The organism is Streptomyces sp. XY431 (assembly GCF_001279805.1).
Classification (GTDB): Bacteria; Actinomycetota; Actinomycetes; order Streptomycetales; family Streptomycetaceae; genus Kitasatospora; species Kitasatospora purpeofusca.
Genome location: NZ_LGDO01000469.1, coordinates 1 through 16838, shown reverse-complemented (window position 1 = coordinate 16838; position 16838 = coordinate 1). Strand labels below are relative to the sequence as shown.

Genomic DNA, 16838 nt, shown 5'->3' with positions numbered 1-16838 from the left:
CTTTAGGTAAGGCTAACCTAATATATGAGTCAAGAGCCCCGTCGGCCGCCACCGCACCCCCACTCCCGGCGGCGACAACTCCCCTCGAAGGGAACGACCTTGAGCAGCAGTACCCACCGAACCAGGGCCGCCCGCGGACCCGCGATCCTGCTGCTGCTCCTCGGTCTGCTGCTCGCCCTGACCGCCTGCGGCTCGGCCTCCGGCGGCGCCGGCGCGGCCGCCGGGGCGGGCACCTCACGCGCCCCGGACGCGGTCGAACCGCTGCCCGACGCGCCGGTCCCCGCGCTCCCGGCCACCGCAACCTCCGCCGACGGCCGGGCCGTCACCGTCGCCAGCGCCGAGCGGATCATCCCGCTCAACGGCAGCCTGGCCGAGATCGTCTTCAGCCTCGGCCTCGGCCCCGAGGTCGTCGCCCGGGACGTCTCCACGACCTTCCAGCAGGCCACCGCCCTGCCCGTGATCACCCAGGCCCACGACGTCTCCGCCGAGGGCGTGCTCTCGCTGCACCCGACCGTCGTCCTCGCCGACCGTTCCACCGGCCCGGCCGAGGCGATCGCCCAGATCCGTGCGGCGGGCGTCCCCCTCCTCGTCCTCGACGACGCCAAGCGGCTGGAGGACGTCGGCCCGCGCATCGACACCGTCGCCGCCGCACTCGGGGTCCCGGACGCCGGCAAGCAGTTGAAGGAACGCACCGAGCAGCGGATCACCACCGCCAGGGCCGCCCTGCCCGCCGTCGAGCGCCACCCCAAGGTCGCCTTCCTCTACCTGCGCGGCAGCGCCTCGGTCTACCTGCTCGGCGGCCCGGCCTCCGGCGCCGGCTCGCTGATCACGGCGGTCGGCGGCGAGGACGCCGGCACCGCCGCCGGCCTCACCGGCGACTTCACCCCGCTCACCAGCGAGGCCCTGGTCAAGGCCGCCCCCGACGCGATCCTGGTGATGAGCAAGGGACTCGACTCGGTCGGCGGCGTCGACGGTCTGCTCAAGCTTCCCGGCGTCGCCCAGACCCCGGCCGGCCTCGACCGCCGGATCGTCTCGATCGAGGACGGCCAGCTGCTCAGCTACGGCCCGCGCACCCCCCAGGTGATCCACGAGATCGCCGAACAGCTCTACCCCGAGGCCGCCAAGTGACCGCCGCCGCGACGGGCGGCAGCGCCGTCACGACCGCCCGGCGGCCCGGCCGGACCACCCTGCTCACCGTCGGCCTCGCCGTCGCCCTGGTGGTCTGCGCCGTGCTCGCGGCCGGGATCGGCGCCTACCGGATCCCGCTCGGCGACATCCTCGCCTCCTTCGGCCACCGGCTCGGCCTCGGCGGCCACGAACTCGACCGCGTCCCCGAGTCGGTGCTCTGGAACGTCCGGCTGCCCCGGGTGGTGCTGGCCCTGCTGGTCGGCGGCTCGCTCGGCTGCGCGGGCGCCCTGATGCAGGGCGTGTTCGGCAACCCGCTCGCCGAGCCGGCCGTCATCGGCGTCTCCTCCGGCGGCGCGGTCGGCGCCGTCGGCTGCATCGTGCTCGGCCTGGACGCGCTCGGCACCTGGACGGTGACCGCCTCCGCCTTCGTCACCGGCCTGCTGACGGTCTTCGCGGTGTACGCGATGTCCCGCTCCGGCGGCCGCTCCGAGGTGGTCACCCTGATCCTCACCGGCGTCGCGGTGAACGCCTTCTGCGGCGCGCTGATCGGCCTGTTCCTGTTCACCGCCGACACCGCCGCGATCAGCCAGGTCACCTTCTGGCAGCTCGGCTCGCTCTCCCAGGCCACCTGGGGCAAGGTCCTCGGCGTGCTCCCGTTCGCGCTCGTCGGCCTCGCCGTCGCGCCCCGCTACGCCCGCTCGCTGGACCTGCTGGCGCTCGGCGAACGGCCCGCCCGGCACCTCGGCGTGGACGTCGAGCGGATGCGGCTGGTGCTGATCACCGTCGTCGCCCTGCTCACCGCCGCCGCGGTCGCGGTCAGCGGCATCATCGGCTTCGTCGGCCTGGTCGTCCCGCACCTGCTGCGGATGCTCGCCGGACCGGGCCACCGCTTCCTGCTGCCCGCCTCCGCGCTCGCCGGCGCGCTCGTCCTGGTCGCCGCCGACCTCGCCGCCCGCACCCTGGCCGAACCGGCCGAACTCCCGCTCGGCGTACTCACCGCGCTGATCGGCAGCCCGTTCTTCTTCTGGCTGCTGCGCCGCACCAGGACCAAGCAGGGAGGCTGGGCATGAGGCTCGGACTGCGCAACCGCCCCGAGGTGCCCGAACGCCCCGCCCCGGGCACCGAGCTGCTCACCGCCGAGGCCGTCCGGCTGAGCCTCGGCGGACGCGAGCTGCTGGCGGGCGCGGAGGTCCGGGTCACGGCCGGCGAAGTGGTCGCCCTGCTCGGACCGAACGGCGCCGGCAAGTCCACCCTGCTCTCCGTACTGGCCGGCGACCTCGTCCCGAGCGCGGGCGAAGTCCGGCTGGACGGACGCCCGCTGACCGGCTACCGGCCCCTCGACCTGGCCCGGCGGCGCGCGCTGCTCCCGCAGGCGGCCGCGCTGTCCTTCCCGTTCCCGGCCGACGAGGTGGTCCGGATGGGCCGCGCCCCCTGGGCGGGCACCGCCGCGTCCGAGGAGGACGACCGGGTGGTCGCCGAGGCGATGGCCGCCACCGAGTCCGCCGCGTTCACCGGACGGCCGTTCACCGGCCTCTCCGGCGGCGAGCGGGCCCGGGTCGCCCTGGCCCGGGTGCTCGCCCAGCGCGCTGCCCTGCTGCTGCTGGACGAACCCACCGCCGCGCTCGACCTGCGGCACCAGGAACTCGTGCTGCGCCTCGCCCGGACCCGGGCCGCCGCCGGGGACGGCGTGGTCGTCGTCCTGCACGACCTGTCGCTGGCGGCGGCCTACGCGGACCGCGTGGTGCTGCTGGCCGACGGCGCCACCGTCGCCGACGGGCCGGTGGCGGAGGTGCTGCGGGCGCCGCTGCTCAGCGAGGTGTACGGGCACCCGGTCGAGGTGCTGCCGCACCCGCGGACGGGTGTGCCGCTGGTGCTGCCGGAACGCCGGTAGCCCGGCGGCTCCCCCGGCCCGCCGCCGTCGTCAGCGCTCGCCGTCAACGCTCGCTGTCAGCCCTCGCCTCAGCCCTCGTCGTCCAGCCGGAAGCCGATCTTCAGGCCGACCTGGAAGTGCTGGATCCCGCCGTCCGCGAGATGCCCCCGGACCTGCGTCACCTCGAACCAGTCGAGGTTGCGCAGGGTCCGGGAGGCGCGTTCCACGCCGTTGCGGATCGCGGCGTCGATGCTCTCGGTCGAGGACCCGACGATCTCGGTCACCCGGTACACGTGCTCGCTCATGACGGACTCCCTCAGCTGTGCGACGGCCCCCGATCCACCGTGCACCGGGCCCCGCCCGTCCGCACTCCGGCAACCGCCGGACGGAGCGGGGGCGGGACCCCGGGGCGGGCGGACCCGCCCCGGGAGCTCACTCGTCAGAACGCCGCGCGGACCTCGCCCACCGGGATGCCGCCGCCCAGCAGCGGCGCGGCGGCGATCCGGTCGATCGTGCCGTCCTCGGTGCTGACCCCGAGCCGGCGCAGGGCGGCGGCGAGGACCGGGCCGCGGGCCCGCTCCGCACCGTCGTCGATCTTGAAGGCGAGCGCCCGGCCGTCCGGCAGCGCGACCACCTGGACGGCCTCGGCGCCCATCTTGGCGAGCGCGCCCGGCACCGCCCGCATCAGCCGGGTGTCGGCGCGGCGGGTGCCGGCCACGTACTCGGGGTGCGCCCGCATCGCGTCGGCGACCCGGCGCTGCGGGGTGCCGGGCTCGGCCAGCAGCAGGGAGCGGTAGCCGCGGGCCAGGCCGGTCAGGCTGACGGCCAGCAGCGGCGCGCCGCAGCCGTCCACCCCGGCGTGCGCGGAGGTCTCGCCGACGGCCTCCTCCAGGGCCTCCCGGGCCAGCCGCTGGATCGGGTGCGCCGGGTCGAGGTAGCTGTCGGTGGGCCAGTCGTTGGCCACGCAGGCGGCCAGCCAGCCGGCGTGCTTGCCGGAGCAGTCCATCAGCACGGGCTCGTGGTCACCGCCCCAGCGCAGGTGGAGTTCGGCCTCCATCTCGTCCAGCGGGAGGTCGGCCGGGGTACGCAGGGCCGACTCGTCCAGGCCGGCGTCGGCCAGTATCCGCCGCACACCGGCAAGGTGGAACGATTCTGCGGAGTGGCTGGACGCCGCCAGCGCCAGCAGCTCGCCCTCCAGCGCCAGCCCGGCCCGCAGGGTGGCCACCGCCTGGAAGGGCTTGGCGCAGGAGCGGGGGAACACCGGAGCGTCCGGCGCGCCGAGGGCGAACTCGACCGAGCCGTCGGCGGCGAGCAGGACCAGCGAGCCGTGGTGCCGGCCCTCGACGAAGCCCGAACGGACGACCTCGGCGAGCACGGGCAGGGCAGGGTTGGACATGGCGAAGAGCCTTCCGGAGGTGAGGGTGGGCCGGGGGCGAGCCGGGCCCGTCCCCACTCCGGGTGCCTCGTCCGATCAGAGCGGGCCGCCTGCGAGCAGGTCGTCGACCCGTGCTTCCCCATCACGGTACCTGCGGGTGATTTCGGCGTTGCAGCCGTCCGCCGTCCGCAGCAGCAGCTGCCGCCGCCCGGACACCTCGCGCTCGTGCGCGCGCAGCCGTTCCAGCGCCGCCAGCAGGTCCGCCGCCGGGTGCGCGGCCAGGTCGGCCAGCTGCACGTCACCCATCAAGGTGTCCGCCTCCAGCTGGGACTGCTGCCCGCGCGGCGGCCCCAGGGTGACGTGCCGGGCCGAGCGGCGGACGGTCGGCGCCGCGTCCGTCAGGATGGCGGGCAGCCGCTCCAGCAGGGCGCCGGCCGGCTCCGCCGGGTCCGCCGGACGGGCCGCGCCGCCGTCGGGCCGGCGGTCCAGCTCGGCCAGCAGGATGTCCATCCGGCCGTGCAGCAGCCGCCGCAGGTAGGAGAGGTCCTCCTCCTGCTCCAGGGTCTCCCGGCGCAGGATCCGCAGCTGGTCCAGGCCCAGCCCTTCGAGGTCCGGTCCGGACCCGGGGTCCTCCGGCGCCCGCTCGTACCGGTCCTGTGCCGTGCCGATCGCGTCCATCAACCAACCCACCTGCCGTCGTCCCGATCCCGCCCGCTCGCGGCACCCCGTCGCCTGCCGCCGGTCCGGCCCGTCACCGCCGCGCGCGCCGTCGGCGCGTTCCCGTCCGGAGGCACGCCCGGACGCCCGCGATGGTTCCCTCCCCCGGCCGTGGCCACCCACCGGGGCGACACGACCAGAACGCCTGACCTACCGGCTCGACCGCCCGGCCGAACCGGGCCCGGCGCGGCGGACCTTCGGCGCCCCGGACCACGGACGTGTCCGGCCTCCTCCGCATGACGCGGCGGACGGCCGGATCCGCCCTTGTACGGTCCCCCAGCGTGCCACCCCGCCCACCGCCGCCGCACCGCCCGTGCACCCGAACGGCCCCCTGGCGAAGAGGGGTGGCTGATACGACCGAAGCTTTTCGCAGCAAGAGCGGCGCCTAGGAGCGCGCAGGCGCACGCTACCCGGCGCACGCCAGGCCAACAGGCGCCCCTGGGGGGCCTGCTCGCGCCCCCACCGCCTCCGGCAGAATGACCGCATGCGAGCAGTGGTGCAGCGAGTGAGCGAGGCCCGGGTGACGGTGGCCGGGGAGACCGTCGGCGCGATCGAGGGGCCCGGGCTCTGCGCCCTGGTCGGCGTCACCCATGACGACACCCCCGCCAAAGCGGCCCAGCTCGCCCGCAAGCTCTGGACCCTGCGGCTGCTGCCCGCCGACGGGGACGGCGTCGAGCGGTCCTGCTCGGACATCGCGGCGCCGCTGCTGGTCATCAGCCAGTTCACGCTCTACGGCGACGCCCGCAAGGGCCGCCGCCCCACCTGGAACGCCGCCGCGCCCGGCCCGGTCGCCGAGCCGCTGGTGGACGAGGTGGTCGCCCAACTGCGCGCGCTCGGCGCCGAGGTCGAGACCGGCCGTTTCGGCGCCGACATGAAGGTGGCGCTGGTGAACGACGGCCCGTTCACCGTCCTGGTCGAGGTCTGATCCCCGGCGGGGTCCGAGCGTCGGGCCCGCCCCCGCCGGACCGCCGCTACTGCGGGACGATCACGTCCTGCGTGCCCGGCACCGTGCCGGCCAGCAGCACCGCGTCCACCGGCACGTTCCGCTTCACGACGGCCAGCGCGACCGGCCCGAGCTCGTGGTGGCGCGCCGAGGAGGTCACGAAGCCCAGCGAGCGCCCCTGCGGGTCCGAGGCGAGCCGCACCTCCGTCCCGTGCGGGGGCAGCACCTCCTCGGTGCCGTCCAGGTGCAGGAAGACCAGCCGGCGCGGCGGCCGCCCCAGGTTGTGCACCCGGGCCACCGTCTCCTGCCCCCGGTAGCAGCCCTTCTGCAGGTGCACGGCGGTGGCCAGCCAGTCCACCTCGTGCGGGATGGTCCGGTGGTCGGTCTCGAAGCCGAGCCGCGGCCGGTGGCCCTCGATCCGCAGCGCCTCGTACGCCCAGACGCCGGCCGCCGGGCCGTAGCCCGAGGTCAGTGCGGCGAGTTCGGCGCGCGGCAGGAAGAGGTCCCGCCCGTAGGTCAGCTCGCGGACCGCGGCCGCGCCCTCGGCGGAGACGGTCGAGCCGGCCGGCAGGTGGACCACCGCGAAGTCGGCGGTCGCGTCGGCCACCTCGACCCGGTAGAAGAACTTCATGCTCTCCAGGTAACCGATCAGCGCCTGCTGGGTGCCCGGCTCGACGTGCGCCCAGGTGGTGGTGCCGTCGTCGACCAGGTAGAGGGCGTGCTCGACGTGCCCGTTCGGGGAGAGCACCAGCGCCTCGGTGGCCTGCCCCGACGGCAGCGCGCTGACGTGCTGGGTGAGCAGCAGGTGCAGCCAGCTCAGCCGGTCGTCGCCGGTGACGGTGAGCACCCCGCGGTGCGAGAGGTCGACGAAGCCGGACCCCTGGGCGAGGCTCCGTTGCTCGCGGAAGATGTCGCCGTAATGGGCGGCGACGCCCTCGTCGGCGCCCTCGGCGGGGACGGCTCCGGGCAGCGCAAGCAGCGGGCTCTTCAGACCGGTCATACCGGCAAGCTTACGACCGCTCGGCGGCACGCTTCGCGGAGCAGTCGGCGCAGCGGCCGAAGATGGCGAAATGCTTGAGGTCGGTGTCGAAACCGTGCTGCGCACGCAGGCTGTCGATCAGCGGCTGGGCGATCTCGGTGCCGGTCTCGGTGACCTTCTCGCAGTCCCGGCAGACCAGGTGCAGATGGTGGTGGCGGCCGGCCAGGTGGTAGGTCGGGGCGCCGTGGCCGAGGTGGGCGTGCGAGACCAGGCCGAGCTCCTCCAGCAGCTCCAGGGTCCGGTAGACGGTGGAGATGTTGACGCCGCTGGCGGTCTGCCGGACGTGGCAGAGGATGTCGTCCGGGGTGGCGTGGTCGAGCGCGTCGACCGCCTCCAGGACGAGCTGTCGCTGCGGGGTGAGCCGGTAGCCGCGTTCGCGCAGGTCGGCCTTCCAGTCGCCGGAGAGCTGCCAGTCGGTGGTGCCGGTGTCCGCCACGGTCCTGTTCCCTGCCAAACGTCGGGGGTCCTGAAGCAAGTGTAGGGACCGGCCGACGGGCCGGTCCCTGTACCTGTGCGCCTCGGCGGACGCCGCGCGCTTCCTACTTGAAGAACGCGATGCCGTCGTCCGGCAGGTCGTTGATGTCCTTGATCAGCTGGGCCGGCGAGAGCACCTTCTTCAGCTGGGCGGACATGTACGGGCGCAGCGGGACGTTCGGGGCGGCCTTCTCGCCGACCCAGAGCAGTTCCTCGTTGACGAAGCCGTAGAGCCGCTTGCCGCCCGAGTACTCCGGGGAGCCCTCGATCCGGGCCACCGCGTCGGTGGAGACGTCGATCTGCGGCTTGCCGTCGGCCAGCTCGCCGTACCAGATCTCCACCGTGCCGTCGTCGCGGACGGAGGAGATCTCGATCCCGCGGGCACCGCTGGCGCCGTGCTGGTTGCTGGTCACGCGCCAGAAGGCGTGCTCGTTCTCCAGCGGACGGACCTTCTCGCCCTCGTTGTCCAGCACCCAGGAGCGGGAGCGGAACTCCAGGAAGGGCCGTCCGTCGTGACGGATGACGATCTCCTGGCCGAAGTTGCACTTCTCGGTGTCCTGGCCCTCCGAGCCCGGCAGGGGGGCGTAGACGCCCGCGCCCTCCCAGGTGCCGAGGAGGAAGGCCAGCGGGACGACGTCCTTGTGGAGGTCAGAGGGGATCTCGATCATGTTCCTGGTCGCTGTCGTCGGTGCGGGATCACTTCAACCGTACGGCAGTCGCTCAGCGCTGGCCCTGGTACAGCTTCATCACCGAGAAGACGGCGAACCAGGTGATCAGCACGGCCATGAGGGCCAGCAGACCGTCGAAGAAGATTTCCAGACCGGACACGGGGGGCTCCCAGGGCGGCGACAGTGTGTGGATTTTGCTGCCGCTCACTCTATCCGGCGGGCACCGACGGGTCTCGGTGAGCCCCACCACGTCGGCGATCTAGTGTGTCGGGCATGTCGTCTCAGAAGAAGCTCGTCATCAAGGTCACCGCCGGAGCGGACGCGCCGGAGCGGTGCTCGCAGGCGTTCACGGTGGCGGCGGTCGCCGTCGCCAGCGGGGTCGAGGTCTCGCTCTGGCTGACCGGGGAGTCGTCCTGGTTCGCCCTGCCCGGGCGCGCGGCCGAGTTCGAGCTGCCGCACGCGGCCCCGCTGCCGGACCTGCTGGAGTCGATCCTGGCGGCCGGCACGGTCACCCTCTGCACGCAGTGCGCGGTGCGGCGCGGGATCGAGCAGAAGGACACCGTCGAGGGCGTCCGGATCGCGGGCGCGCAGGTCTTCGTCAGCGAGATCATGGCCGACGACGTGCAGGCGCTCGTCTACTAGCGGTCCTCCCGGTCGGGGCGGTCCCGGTCGTGGCCGGGGTCGTCCCACTTCGGGTCCTCCCAGCGCGGGTCGTTCCACCAGTCGTCCTCGGGGTCCCGCTTGTTGGCGAAGACCGCGGCGGCGGGCGGGATCACCATCGCGACCACGCACATGCCGATCGCGGCCGGGACGGACCAGAACCGCACCACACCCCAGGCCAGCACGAACAGCCCGAGGCAGACGGCCATCATGGCGAAGTAGTAGCGGTGTCGCCGACGTGCCTGCACACGTCCACGGTATGCCCGAGGGCCCCCGCTCCGCAGGGGCCCTCGGTGACACCGGTCCGTCGTGGACGGTCAGACCGCGATCGCGACCTCGGTCAGGTTGCCCTGGGAGGCGACCACCTGGCGGTCCACGGTCTGGCCCGGGATGAGCGCCCGCAGGGTCCACTTGCCCGGGCGGGCGAAGAACCGGAACTGGCCGGTCGCCGAGGTGGGCACCTCCGCCGTGAACTCGCCGCCCTCGTCGAGCAGTCGGACGTAGCCGTTGACCGGCTCGCCGTCGCGGGTCACGGAACCCTGGATGATCGTCTCGTTCGCCACGTCAACTCCTGCCAGGTCCGGCCCACCGGCCTTCGCACCGCACATGTCTTGTCTTCCCTTCAGCCTTACGGGTGGAGCGGACGGCTCAGTTGCCGAGCTCGATCGGCACGCCGACGAGGCTGCCGTACTCGGTCCAGGAACCGTCGTAGTTCTTCACGTTCTCCTGGCCGAGCAGCTCGTGCAGGACGAACCAGGTGAGCGCGGAGCGCTCGCCGATGCGGCAGTAGGCGATGGTGTCCTTCGCCAGGTCGATGCCCTCGGCCTCGTACAGGGCCTTGAGCTCGTCGTCGCTCTTGAAGGTGCCGTCGTCGTTGGCGTTCTTCGCCCACGGGATGTTGCGCGCGGAGGGCACGTGGCCGGGGCGCTGCGACTGCTCCTGCGGGAGGTGGGCCGGGGCGAGCAGCTTGCCGGAGAACTCGTCGGGCGAGCGGACGTCGACCAGGTTGAGGGTGCCGATGGCGGCGATCACGTCGTCACGGAAGGCGCGGATCGAGGAGTCGACGGGCTGCGCCGTGTACGCGGTCGCGGCGCGCTGCGGCACCTCGGAGACCAGGTCGCGGGAGTCGAGCTCCCACTTCTTGCGGCCGCCGTCGAGCAGGCGGACGTCACCGTGGCCGTACAGCTTGAAGTACCAGTAGGCGTACGAGGCGAACCAGTTGTTGTTGCCGCCGTAGAGGACGACGGTGTCGTCGTTGGCGATGCCCTTGGCGCTGAGCAGCGCCTCGAAGCCGGCCTGGTCGATGAAGTCGCGGCGGACCGGGTCCTGGAGGTCGGACTTCCAGTCGATCCGGACGGCGTTGCGGATGTGGTTCTTGTCGTAGGCGGAGGTGTCCTCGTCGACCTCGACGATGACGACCTTCGGGTCGTCCAGGCGGGCCTGGACCCAGTCGGCGTCGACCAGGACGTCGCTGCGGCTCATGGTGATGTTCTCCATCCGGGGGCGGTTTGCGGAAGGTGGTGCTGCTGGTGGCTGCTTCGGGTGCTGCGGCGCAGCGGGGGTGCGGTCGCCCGTCGGACGCCGGTCCGAATTCCTGTCCGAATAGTGGGACATGCGGCGGCGTGCGGTGCGAGCGGGCGAGAGGTGCTGAGCAGGGCGGCCGCGCCCGGCCCGAGGGGCCGGCACAGGTCACCGGAGAAATCGGCGGCGGGCGGCAACTGCCCTGCCAGGACGCCGAGTCAGCGCATTCGACACAGACAGGCGGCCACGCGGCACAGGTCTACCGCCCGCCGCTTCGTGAGGTCCGTCTGTCGCTTCATGCCGACGATGCTAGGGACACCCGACGCCCGCTGTCATCAGCGTATCGAATACCGAGACCAGATCGCTCGGATGCTGGGATTTGACCCTTCCATGGGCATCGGGAACCGGCCACGGCCCGGGCGACGGGGCCCCGGGGGCGGGTCCGGGGGCGGGAACAGCACCGCTCCGCGGCCGGCGCTGGACAGCGCGTCTCGCGGAGCGGAACGGTGGACGGCGGGGTCCGGTCAGCCGATGAGCTTGACGTCCTTGCCCTCGAAGGAGAGCCGGAAGCCCTCCTCCTGCGGCGTCACCGAGGCGAGGTTCAGCCCGGCGGGCAGCGCGGCGAGGGTGAAGCTGATCGGGTCGATCGCCTGGTCCGACACCCCGGCGAGCAGCGAGGCCATCGCGCTCATCCGGAAGCCGTCCACCGTCACGGTGTTCCCCTTGTTGTGCACCGAGGCCTCACCGACCGGGAACGGTCCGAGCGAGGCCTTGACCTTGCCCGGCCCGCCGTAGGAGAGGCTCAGCCTGGTGTTGGCGCCGAGCGAGAGCCGGCCCGCGTTCGGCACCAGCTCCGAGGCCGGCGGCAGCAGCCGCGACAGGTCCGCGTAGTCGATCAGACCGGACCCGGAACCGGTGTCCACGGTGGCGCTGCTCATGTTGTCACTGACCTCGACACCGGAAAGTCTGGCCGAGAAGGAGTGCAGCGCGACCTTGTCCTTGCCCTCGCCGACGGTCAGCCCGTCGGCGGAGATCCGCACATCGTCCAGCTTCTGCGAGACGACCTGGGTGAGGAACGGGAAGCCCTCGATCGACACGTGCGGCTTCTGGCTCATCCGGCCGCTCTTCAGGATCTGGTCGGCCGCCTCGTCCTCGGCGACCCCCACGGCGATCCGGTCGGCGCCCACCAGCACCCCCGAGAGCACCACCAGGCCGATCGTCGCCTTCAGCCAGCCGCGCATCGCTCTCCCCCGTCGTCGCCGGTCGCTGTCGTTCGCTTTGGTTCGCTGTGGTGCGCTGTCGTGCACCGTCCCCGCGCCGCGGTCGCGTCGCGGTCGGTCCCCACGGCGGCGGATCCGGGTACTCCGGTACGGCCGCTCCGCACGACCGTACGACGTCCCGCCCCGGAGCATGGTTCCGGGGCGGGACGTCGTGGGGAAGGCCGCCTCGGCGGCGGCGGTCAGCCGAGCAGGGTCGTGGCGATCCACACCAGCGGCGCCGCGACCGCGAGCGGCAGCGCCACGCCCGCCGTCATGTGCACGAACCGGGACGGGAAGTCGTACCCCGCCACCCGGCGGCCGATCAGCGCGCCGAGACCGGCCGCCGCGCCCAGCGCCGGCGGGGCGCCGACCGCGAGACCCAGCCCGACCGCCGCGAGCAGCCCCAGCAACGGGCCCAGCCACTTCGGCCCGGGCAGCGGCGCGGCCGCCAGCAGCGTCGCCAGCGCGACCGCCCCGACCGCCGCCGGCACCCAGTCCGACAGCAGCAGCGCCGTGCAGAGCACCGTCACCACGGTGGCCGAGCCGAGCACGGTGAGCGCGTAGAACCGCTCCTTCGGATCGGCCGGCCGGAACGTCTGCAGCACCAGGACCAGCAGGAAGAACCCGCCGAGCGTGCCGACCACGGCCGCCGTGCCGCCGTCCTCGTCGGCCAGCAGCACCGCCACGTCGGCCACCACGCCGGACAGCGCGGCCAGCGCGATGCCCTGCCGGGCCGGCCACATGCCGTTCAGCCGGAACCAGCCGGCCGCCGTCAAGCCCTGGAGCAGCACGAGCACCAGCGCCAGCCCGACCTGGCCGAGCGCCGCGCCACCGGCCAGCAGGGCGGCGGCACCGGCGGTGATCAGCGCCGGCTGGAGACCGGGGTCGTTGATCGGCGAACCGGTCCGGACGGCGGGCGCCGCCGGAGCCGCCGCCTGAACCGGAGCCGGGGCGGCCGGGACTGGCACCGGGACCGGCACCGGGGCGGTGAACGGCGCGGCCGGAGCCGCGGGGGCGCCGTGGCCGCCGAGCGCCGCGTTCGCGTTCTGCGCGGCGCGGGCCGCCCTGGCGGCACGGGCGGCGGCCGGGTCGGTCAGCACGGGGGCCGGCGGCTCCGGACGCTTCAGGGTCATGGTCGGCTGGTCGAGGGCCTGCCCCTGGTCCGGGACCGGCGCCGGGGCGTGGGCCTGCACCGGGGCCTGCGCGTGGGCCGGAGCCTGGGTCTGCGCCGGGCCCTGGCCGTACGGGGCCCCGGCGGGCGGCTGGCCCTGCGGCCGGCCGTGCCGGGCCCGGGGCCGGTCGTGTGGCTGGGCCTGGGCCTGGGGCCGGTCGTGGCCGGGGAAGGGCTCCGCCGGTCGGCCCTGGACACCCGGCGGCACCACGCCGGACACCCGCACGGGCGGGAGCAGCGCCGTCGCGTCCGCGTCGTCCAGCGGCGGCACGGGCGGGAGCAGCGCCGTCGCGGCGTCGTCCACGGCCGGACCACCGCCCGGCCCCGCCCCGTACGGCGACTGCCCGTACGACGGCTGCCCGTAGGCCTGCTGTCCGTACGGCTGCTGCTGCGGGTACCCCGGCGGCTGCGCCGACGGTCCCCCGTACGGCGGTACACCCGCCCCGGGGGCGTGCGGCTGCGCCGCGAGCCCCTGCTGCGCATAAGGATCCGGCGCGTACCCCTGCTGCGGGGCGTACGGATAAGGCGGCTGCTGCGGGTGGTACCCCTGCGCCCCCGGCTGCTGCATCTGCGGCTGCTCCTGCCCCGACTGCGCCTGCTGCTGCGGCTGCTGCGGCTGCGGCTGCGGCTGCCCGTACGGGTACTGCAGTTGCTGCGGCGGCTGCGGCCGGTGCTGCCCCGGCGGGCCCTCGGGGGCCCCGTTCGTCCCGGTCACACCGCTCACCCGCCCGCGAACGGCGGGAGGACCTCGACGGTGCCGCCCTCGCTGAGCGCCACCGTCGAGTGGTCACGGCCGCCCACCGGCGAACCGTCCACCAGGTAGGAGCAGTGGCCGAGCAGCAGGACCAGCTTCGGCCGGTCGGCGTGCCGCGCCCTGGCCTCCGCCAGCGCCTCGGCCAGGGTCGCCGCCAGGTACGGCTCCTCGGCCAGCCCGGCCTCCGACTTCGCCGCCGCCCAGTAGCGGATGGTTCCGCTCACCCGAACGGCGGCCGCCGGGTCGTGCCCGGTGGTCGCGCCCATGGCAACCCCTTCTCGTCGTCCTCGCCCGTTCCCGGGTACCCCGGCCGGGTCCACCACCGGAGGCGGCCGCGCCTACCCCGAAAGGTGTACGCGCACGGGTGCCGCCGATGTGCGTCCCATGATGGCGTGTTCGCCCGCACGAGCGGCAATCGCCCTGGCCCGGTACCCGGCGGCGCCGTCGCGAAGCTGTGGCGGGGCTCACCCGGGGCGCGCCCGAAAAGGGCCGAACCGCCGGGTCGGAGCCCTCCCGGCCCGGGGACCGGTCGGCTATCCTCGACCCCTGAGGGATCCGGGCAGAGTCGCCCCCGGGTCCTTTTGTGCTTTCAGGACGCCAGTACGGACGTTCTTGCGAATCGTCGGCCCACCCCCGGCGGTCCGCGGGAACCGCCCCCGCCACGCACGGCACAACGACGTGCCGGACCCGGCAGGGGCGTCGGACAACCCCTGCTCCGGGCCGCCGCCCGGGACGGGCCAGGACCGGAAGGTTCGCGGGATGAACAGGGCAGAAACGGTGCATCGCGGGTTGCGGGACCCCCGGCGCGCGCCCCGTTCGGCCGTCCGCCTCGGCGGGTCCAACGGTTCCCACCGGGCGTCCCCCTCCTCCCCCTCACCAGCACGTGCGCCATCCGGCTGTGGCGGCAGCCGGAACGCGACCGCGACGACCCGGAAAGGGGACTACCGGGTATGAGTTCTCTGCTCCTCCTCACCAACGCGCTGCAGCCCTCCGCGGAGGTACTGCCCGCGCTCGGCCTGCTGCTGCACAGCGTCCGGGTGGCGCCCGCCGAGGGTGCCGCCCTGGTCGACACCCCCAGCGCCGACGTCATCCTGGTGGACGGCAGGCGCGACCTGCCGCAGATCCGCAGCCTCTGCCAGCTGCTGCGCTCCACCGGCATCGGCTCCCCGCTGATCCTGGTGGTGACCGAGGGCGGCCTGGCCGCCGTCACCGCGGAGTGGGGCATCGACGACGTCCTGCTCGACACCGCCGGCCCGGCCGAGGTCGAGGCCCGGCTGCGGCTCGCCCTCGGCCGGCTCCAGGTGACCACCGACGACAGCCCGATGGAGATCCGCAACGGCGACCTCTCGGTCGACGAGGCCACCTACTCGGCCAAGCTCAAGGGCCGGGTGCTCGACCTCACCTTCAAGGAGTTCGAGCTGCTCAAGTACCTCGCCCAGCACCCCGGCCGGGTCTTCACCCGGGCGCAGCTGCTGCAGGAGGTCTGGGGCTACGACTACTTCGGCGGCACCAGGACGGTCGACGTGCACGTCCGGCGGCTGCGGGCCAAGCTCGGCGTCGAGCACGAGGGCCTGATCGGCACCGTCCGCAACGTCGGCTACCGCTTCGTCGTCCCGGAGAAGCCCGACAAGGGCGAGCGCCCCGACCAGGCCGCCCGGCGCCCCGCGACGGTCCTGGAGGCCTGAACCGGCGGGCCGGGCGGGCCCACCCAGCACCGCCCGGCCCGGCCTGTCCGGATTCGCCCCACCCCGTCCGGGAGCCGCCCTTCGAACGGCCCGGCCGGGGGGCGGTCCCCACTGCCCGGCCGCACGCCACACGCGTAGACTCCCCCCGTGGCCAAAGTGACGCGCGACGATGTAGCCCGACTGGCTGGTACCTCGACCGCGGTCGTCAGCTACGTGATCAACAACGGGCCGCGGCCGGTCGCGCCCGCCACCCGGGAGAAGGTGCTCGCCGCGATCGAGCAGCTCGGCTACCGGCCGAACAGCGTCGCGCAGGCGATGGCCTCCCGCCGCACCAACCTCATCGGCATGGTCGTCCCGGACGCCCGCCAGCCGTTCTTCGCCGAGATGGCGCACGCCGTGGAACGGGCCGCCTCCGAACGCGGCAAGCTGGTGCTGATCGGCAACTCCGACTACGTCGACGACCGCGAGGTCCACTACGTCCGCGCCTTCCTCGGCATGCGGGTCTCCGGCCTGATCCTGGTCAGCCAGGGCCCCTCCCAGCGGGCCGCCGAGGAGTTCGCCGCCATGGAGGGGGCGAAGGTCGTGCTGCTGCACCGCCGCCCCGAGGCGATCGACGACGTCGCGGTGGTCACCGACGACGTGGGCGGCGCCGAGGCCGTCGTCCGCCACCTGCTGGAGGTGCACGGGCACCCGTACGTGGCCTGCTTCGGCGGCCCGGTCGAGTCCCCCGCCCCCGGCGACCCGGTCATCGACCACGTCGAGGGCTGGCAGCGCGCCATGGACGCGCACGGCCTGCCGACCGAACCGCACCTGATCGACGCGCCCTTCCACCGCTACGGCGCCTACGACGTCGCCCTCGGCGTGCTGCGCTCCGAGAACCGCCCGCCGGCGATCTTCTGCTCCACCGACGACCAGGCCATCGGTGTCCTGCGGGCCGCCCGCGAGGTGGGCCTGCGGGTGCCGGAGGACCTCGCCGTGGCCGGCTTCGACGACGTGCCGGAGGCCGCGCTGGCCGACCCGCCGCTGACCACCGTCGCCTCCGACCGCGACGCGATGGCCCGGGCCGCGGTGGACCTCGTCCTGGACGACTCGCTGATGGTGCCCGGCTCGGACACCGAACGGGTCCGCAAATTCCCGTCGCGCCTGGTCGTACGGCGTTCCTGCGGCTGCTCCCCGGACGGCGCCGGGGCGTAGCGCGCACCCCGGCCTGACCAGGCTTTATGAGAAGTCAACGGGCTTCTCGGACCCTTCTGAGCGCACTCTCACCGGATTCTCATCCACCGGGCGGACGTTGGTCGCCATGAGCGATCACCAGCAGTGGCAGCACCGCACCGACGGCCCCTACGACGGACCGTCCGAGCCCCCGGCCGGGTCCCGCGAGGACCGGGTCATTCCGGGCACCGTCCTCGGCGGCAGCACGTACGAGCGCACCGGGCACGAGAGCACCGAGTACGGGAACACCGGGGCCGCTGCGGCCACCGAATTCGGCAGCACCGGGTACGGCAGCACCGCCCACCCCGCCGCCGGCACCCCCCCCCCTCCCCCCCTCCCCCCGTTCCCCCCCGACCCGGCCC

At 74.1% G+C, this 16838-nt stretch carries 20 protein-coding genes and 1 pseudogene; 8 read left to right on the top strand and 13 right to left on the bottom strand.

What is annotated here, in order from left to right; all coding sequences use genetic code 11:
- The first annotated feature begins 99 nt into the window (after positions 1-99).
- Genes ADK60_RS29510 through ADK60_RS29500 form a run of 3 tightly spaced genes read left to right on the top strand, consistent with a single transcriptional unit; the run spans position 100 to position 3019 of the window.
- Positions 100-1128 carry a heme/hemin ABC transporter substrate-binding protein gene (locus ADK60_RS29510; protein WP_063783291.1) on the top strand — a complete coding sequence of 343 codons (1029 nt, stop codon included), beginning with the start codon at positions 100-102 and terminating at the stop codon, positions 1126-1128.
- On the top strand, positions 1125-2198 hold the full coding sequence (locus tag ADK60_RS29505; RefSeq protein WP_045938994.1) for a FecCD family ABC transporter permease: 1074 nt from the start codon (positions 1125-1127) through the stop codon (positions 2196-2198). Before ADK60_RS29510 ends, ADK60_RS29505 begins: the two co-directional genes overlap by 4 nt.
- Positions 2195-3019: a heme ABC transporter ATP-binding protein gene (locus ADK60_RS29500; protein ID WP_053649942.1), complete on the top strand. Its 825-nt coding sequence runs from the start codon at positions 2195-2197 to the stop codon at positions 3017-3019. Before ADK60_RS29505 ends, ADK60_RS29500 begins: the two co-directional genes overlap by 4 nt.
- Positions 3020-3087: 68 nt before the next feature.
- Here ADK60_RS29500 and ADK60_RS29495 read toward each other — a convergent pair whose 3' ends face one another.
- The 3 genes from ADK60_RS29495 to ADK60_RS29485 all read right to left on the bottom strand — a co-directional run bounded on the left by ADK60_RS29495 (position 3088) and on the right by ADK60_RS29485 (position 5051).
- Positions 3088-3303, bottom strand: coding sequence for a dodecin (locus ADK60_RS29495; RefSeq protein WP_030397551.1), 216 nt, complete (start codon positions 3301-3303; stop codon positions 3088-3090).
- 134 nt (positions 3304-3437) lie between these two features.
- Complete coding sequence (locus ADK60_RS29490; RefSeq protein ID WP_053649940.1) at positions 3438-4394, bottom strand: asparaginase; 957 nt, start codon at positions 4392-4394, stop codon at positions 3438-3440.
- Positions 4395-4469: 75 nt separating this feature from the next.
- Positions 4470-5051: an RsiG family protein gene (locus ADK60_RS29485; RefSeq protein ID WP_063772435.1), complete on the bottom strand. Its 582-nt coding sequence runs from the start codon at positions 5049-5051 to the stop codon at positions 4470-4472.
- A gap of 523 nt (positions 5052-5574) precedes the next feature.
- Between ADK60_RS29485 and dtd the strand changes: the two genes are divergently transcribed.
- Complete coding sequence (gene dtd / locus ADK60_RS29480; protein ID WP_030397548.1) at positions 5575-6015, top strand: D-aminoacyl-tRNA deacylase; 441 nt, start codon at positions 5575-5577, stop codon at positions 6013-6015.
- A gap of 46 nt (positions 6016-6061) precedes the next feature.
- Here dtd and ygfZ read toward each other — a convergent pair whose 3' ends face one another.
- The 3 genes from ygfZ to ADK60_RS29465 form a co-directional block, all read right to left on the bottom strand.
- A complete protein-coding gene (gene ygfZ, locus ADK60_RS29475; protein WP_045939020.1) occupies positions 6062-7024 on the bottom strand; it encodes a CAF17-like 4Fe-4S cluster assembly/insertion protein YgfZ in 963 nt (320 codons plus the stop codon).
- Between the two features lie 19 nt (positions 7025-7043).
- On the bottom strand, positions 7044-7508 hold the full coding sequence (locus tag ADK60_RS29470; RefSeq protein WP_045938991.1) for a Fur family transcriptional regulator: 465 nt from the start codon (positions 7506-7508) through the stop codon (positions 7044-7046).
- Positions 7509-7611: 103 nt separating this feature from the next.
- Positions 7612-8214 (bottom strand): heme-binding beta-barrel domain-containing protein, encoded by a 603-nt coding sequence (locus ADK60_RS29465; RefSeq protein ID WP_045938990.1) that lies wholly within the window; start codon positions 8212-8214, stop codon positions 7612-7614.
- Positions 8215-8487: 273 nt separating this feature from the next.
- Between ADK60_RS29465 and ADK60_RS29460 the strand changes: the two genes are divergently transcribed.
- A complete protein-coding gene (locus tag ADK60_RS29460) occupies positions 8488-8856 on the top strand; it encodes a DsrE family protein (protein WP_045938989.1) in 369 nt (122 codons plus the stop codon).
- Here the strand turns inward: ADK60_RS29460 and ADK60_RS29455 are convergent.
- The 7 genes from ADK60_RS29455 to ADK60_RS29430 all read right to left on the bottom strand — a co-directional run bounded on the left by ADK60_RS29455 (position 8853) and on the right by ADK60_RS29430 (position 13845).
- The gene (locus ADK60_RS29455) at positions 8853-9122 is read right to left on the bottom strand and encodes a DUF3099 domain-containing protein (protein WP_045938988.1); all 270 of its coding nucleotides are present in this window, start codon (positions 9120-9122) and stop codon (positions 8853-8855) included. The two genes, ADK60_RS29460 and ADK60_RS29455, sit on opposite strands and share 4 nt — an antisense overlap.
- A gap of 69 nt (positions 9123-9191) precedes the next feature.
- Positions 9192-9482: a DUF1416 domain-containing protein gene (locus ADK60_RS29450; RefSeq protein ID WP_030397542.1), complete on the bottom strand. Its 291-nt coding sequence runs from the start codon at positions 9480-9482 to the stop codon at positions 9192-9194.
- 40 nt (positions 9483-9522) lie between these two features.
- Entirely contained in the window at positions 9523-10356 is an 834-nt protein-coding gene (locus tag ADK60_RS29445; RefSeq protein ID WP_045938987.1) for a sulfurtransferase, read from the bottom strand.
- Between the two features lie 257 nt (positions 10357-10613).
- Positions 10614-10694, bottom strand: coding sequence for an Ms5788A family Cys-rich leader peptide (locus tag ADK60_RS48215; protein WP_350517234.1), 81 nt, complete (start codon positions 10692-10694; stop codon positions 10614-10616).
- A 225-nt stretch (positions 10695-10919) separates the two neighbouring features.
- Positions 10920-11636, bottom strand: a complete 717-nt coding sequence (locus ADK60_RS29440; protein WP_045938986.1) for an LmeA family phospholipid-binding protein — start codon at positions 11634-11636, stop codon at positions 10920-10922.
- Positions 11637-11854: 218 nt separating this feature from the next.
- Positions 11855-13540, bottom strand: coding sequence for a hypothetical protein (locus tag ADK60_RS29435; RefSeq protein ID WP_053649938.1), 1686 nt, complete (start codon positions 13538-13540; stop codon positions 11855-11857).
- Between the two features lie 5 nt (positions 13541-13545).
- The gene (locus tag ADK60_RS29430; RefSeq protein ID WP_053649936.1) at positions 13546-13845 is read right to left on the bottom strand and encodes a MoaD/ThiS family protein; all 300 of its coding nucleotides are present in this window, start codon (positions 13843-13845) and stop codon (positions 13546-13548) included.
- A 684-nt stretch (positions 13846-14529) separates the two neighbouring features.
- Here ADK60_RS29430 and ADK60_RS29425 point away from each other — a divergent pair.
- The 3 genes and pseudogenes from ADK60_RS29425 to ADK60_RS29415 form a co-directional block, all read left to right on the top strand.
- Complete coding sequence (locus tag ADK60_RS29425) at positions 14530-15264, top strand: response regulator transcription factor (RefSeq protein ID WP_045938984.1); 735 nt, start codon at positions 14530-14532, stop codon at positions 15262-15264.
- A gap of 147 nt (positions 15265-15411) precedes the next feature.
- Positions 15412-16458: a LacI family DNA-binding transcriptional regulator gene (locus tag ADK60_RS29420; protein ID WP_045938983.1), complete on the top strand. Its 1047-nt coding sequence runs from the start codon at positions 15412-15414 to the stop codon at positions 16456-16458.
- A 106-nt stretch (positions 16459-16564) separates the two neighbouring features.
- Positions 16565-16838, top strand: a pseudogene (locus tag ADK60_RS29415) (hypothetical protein); the annotation flags it as partial.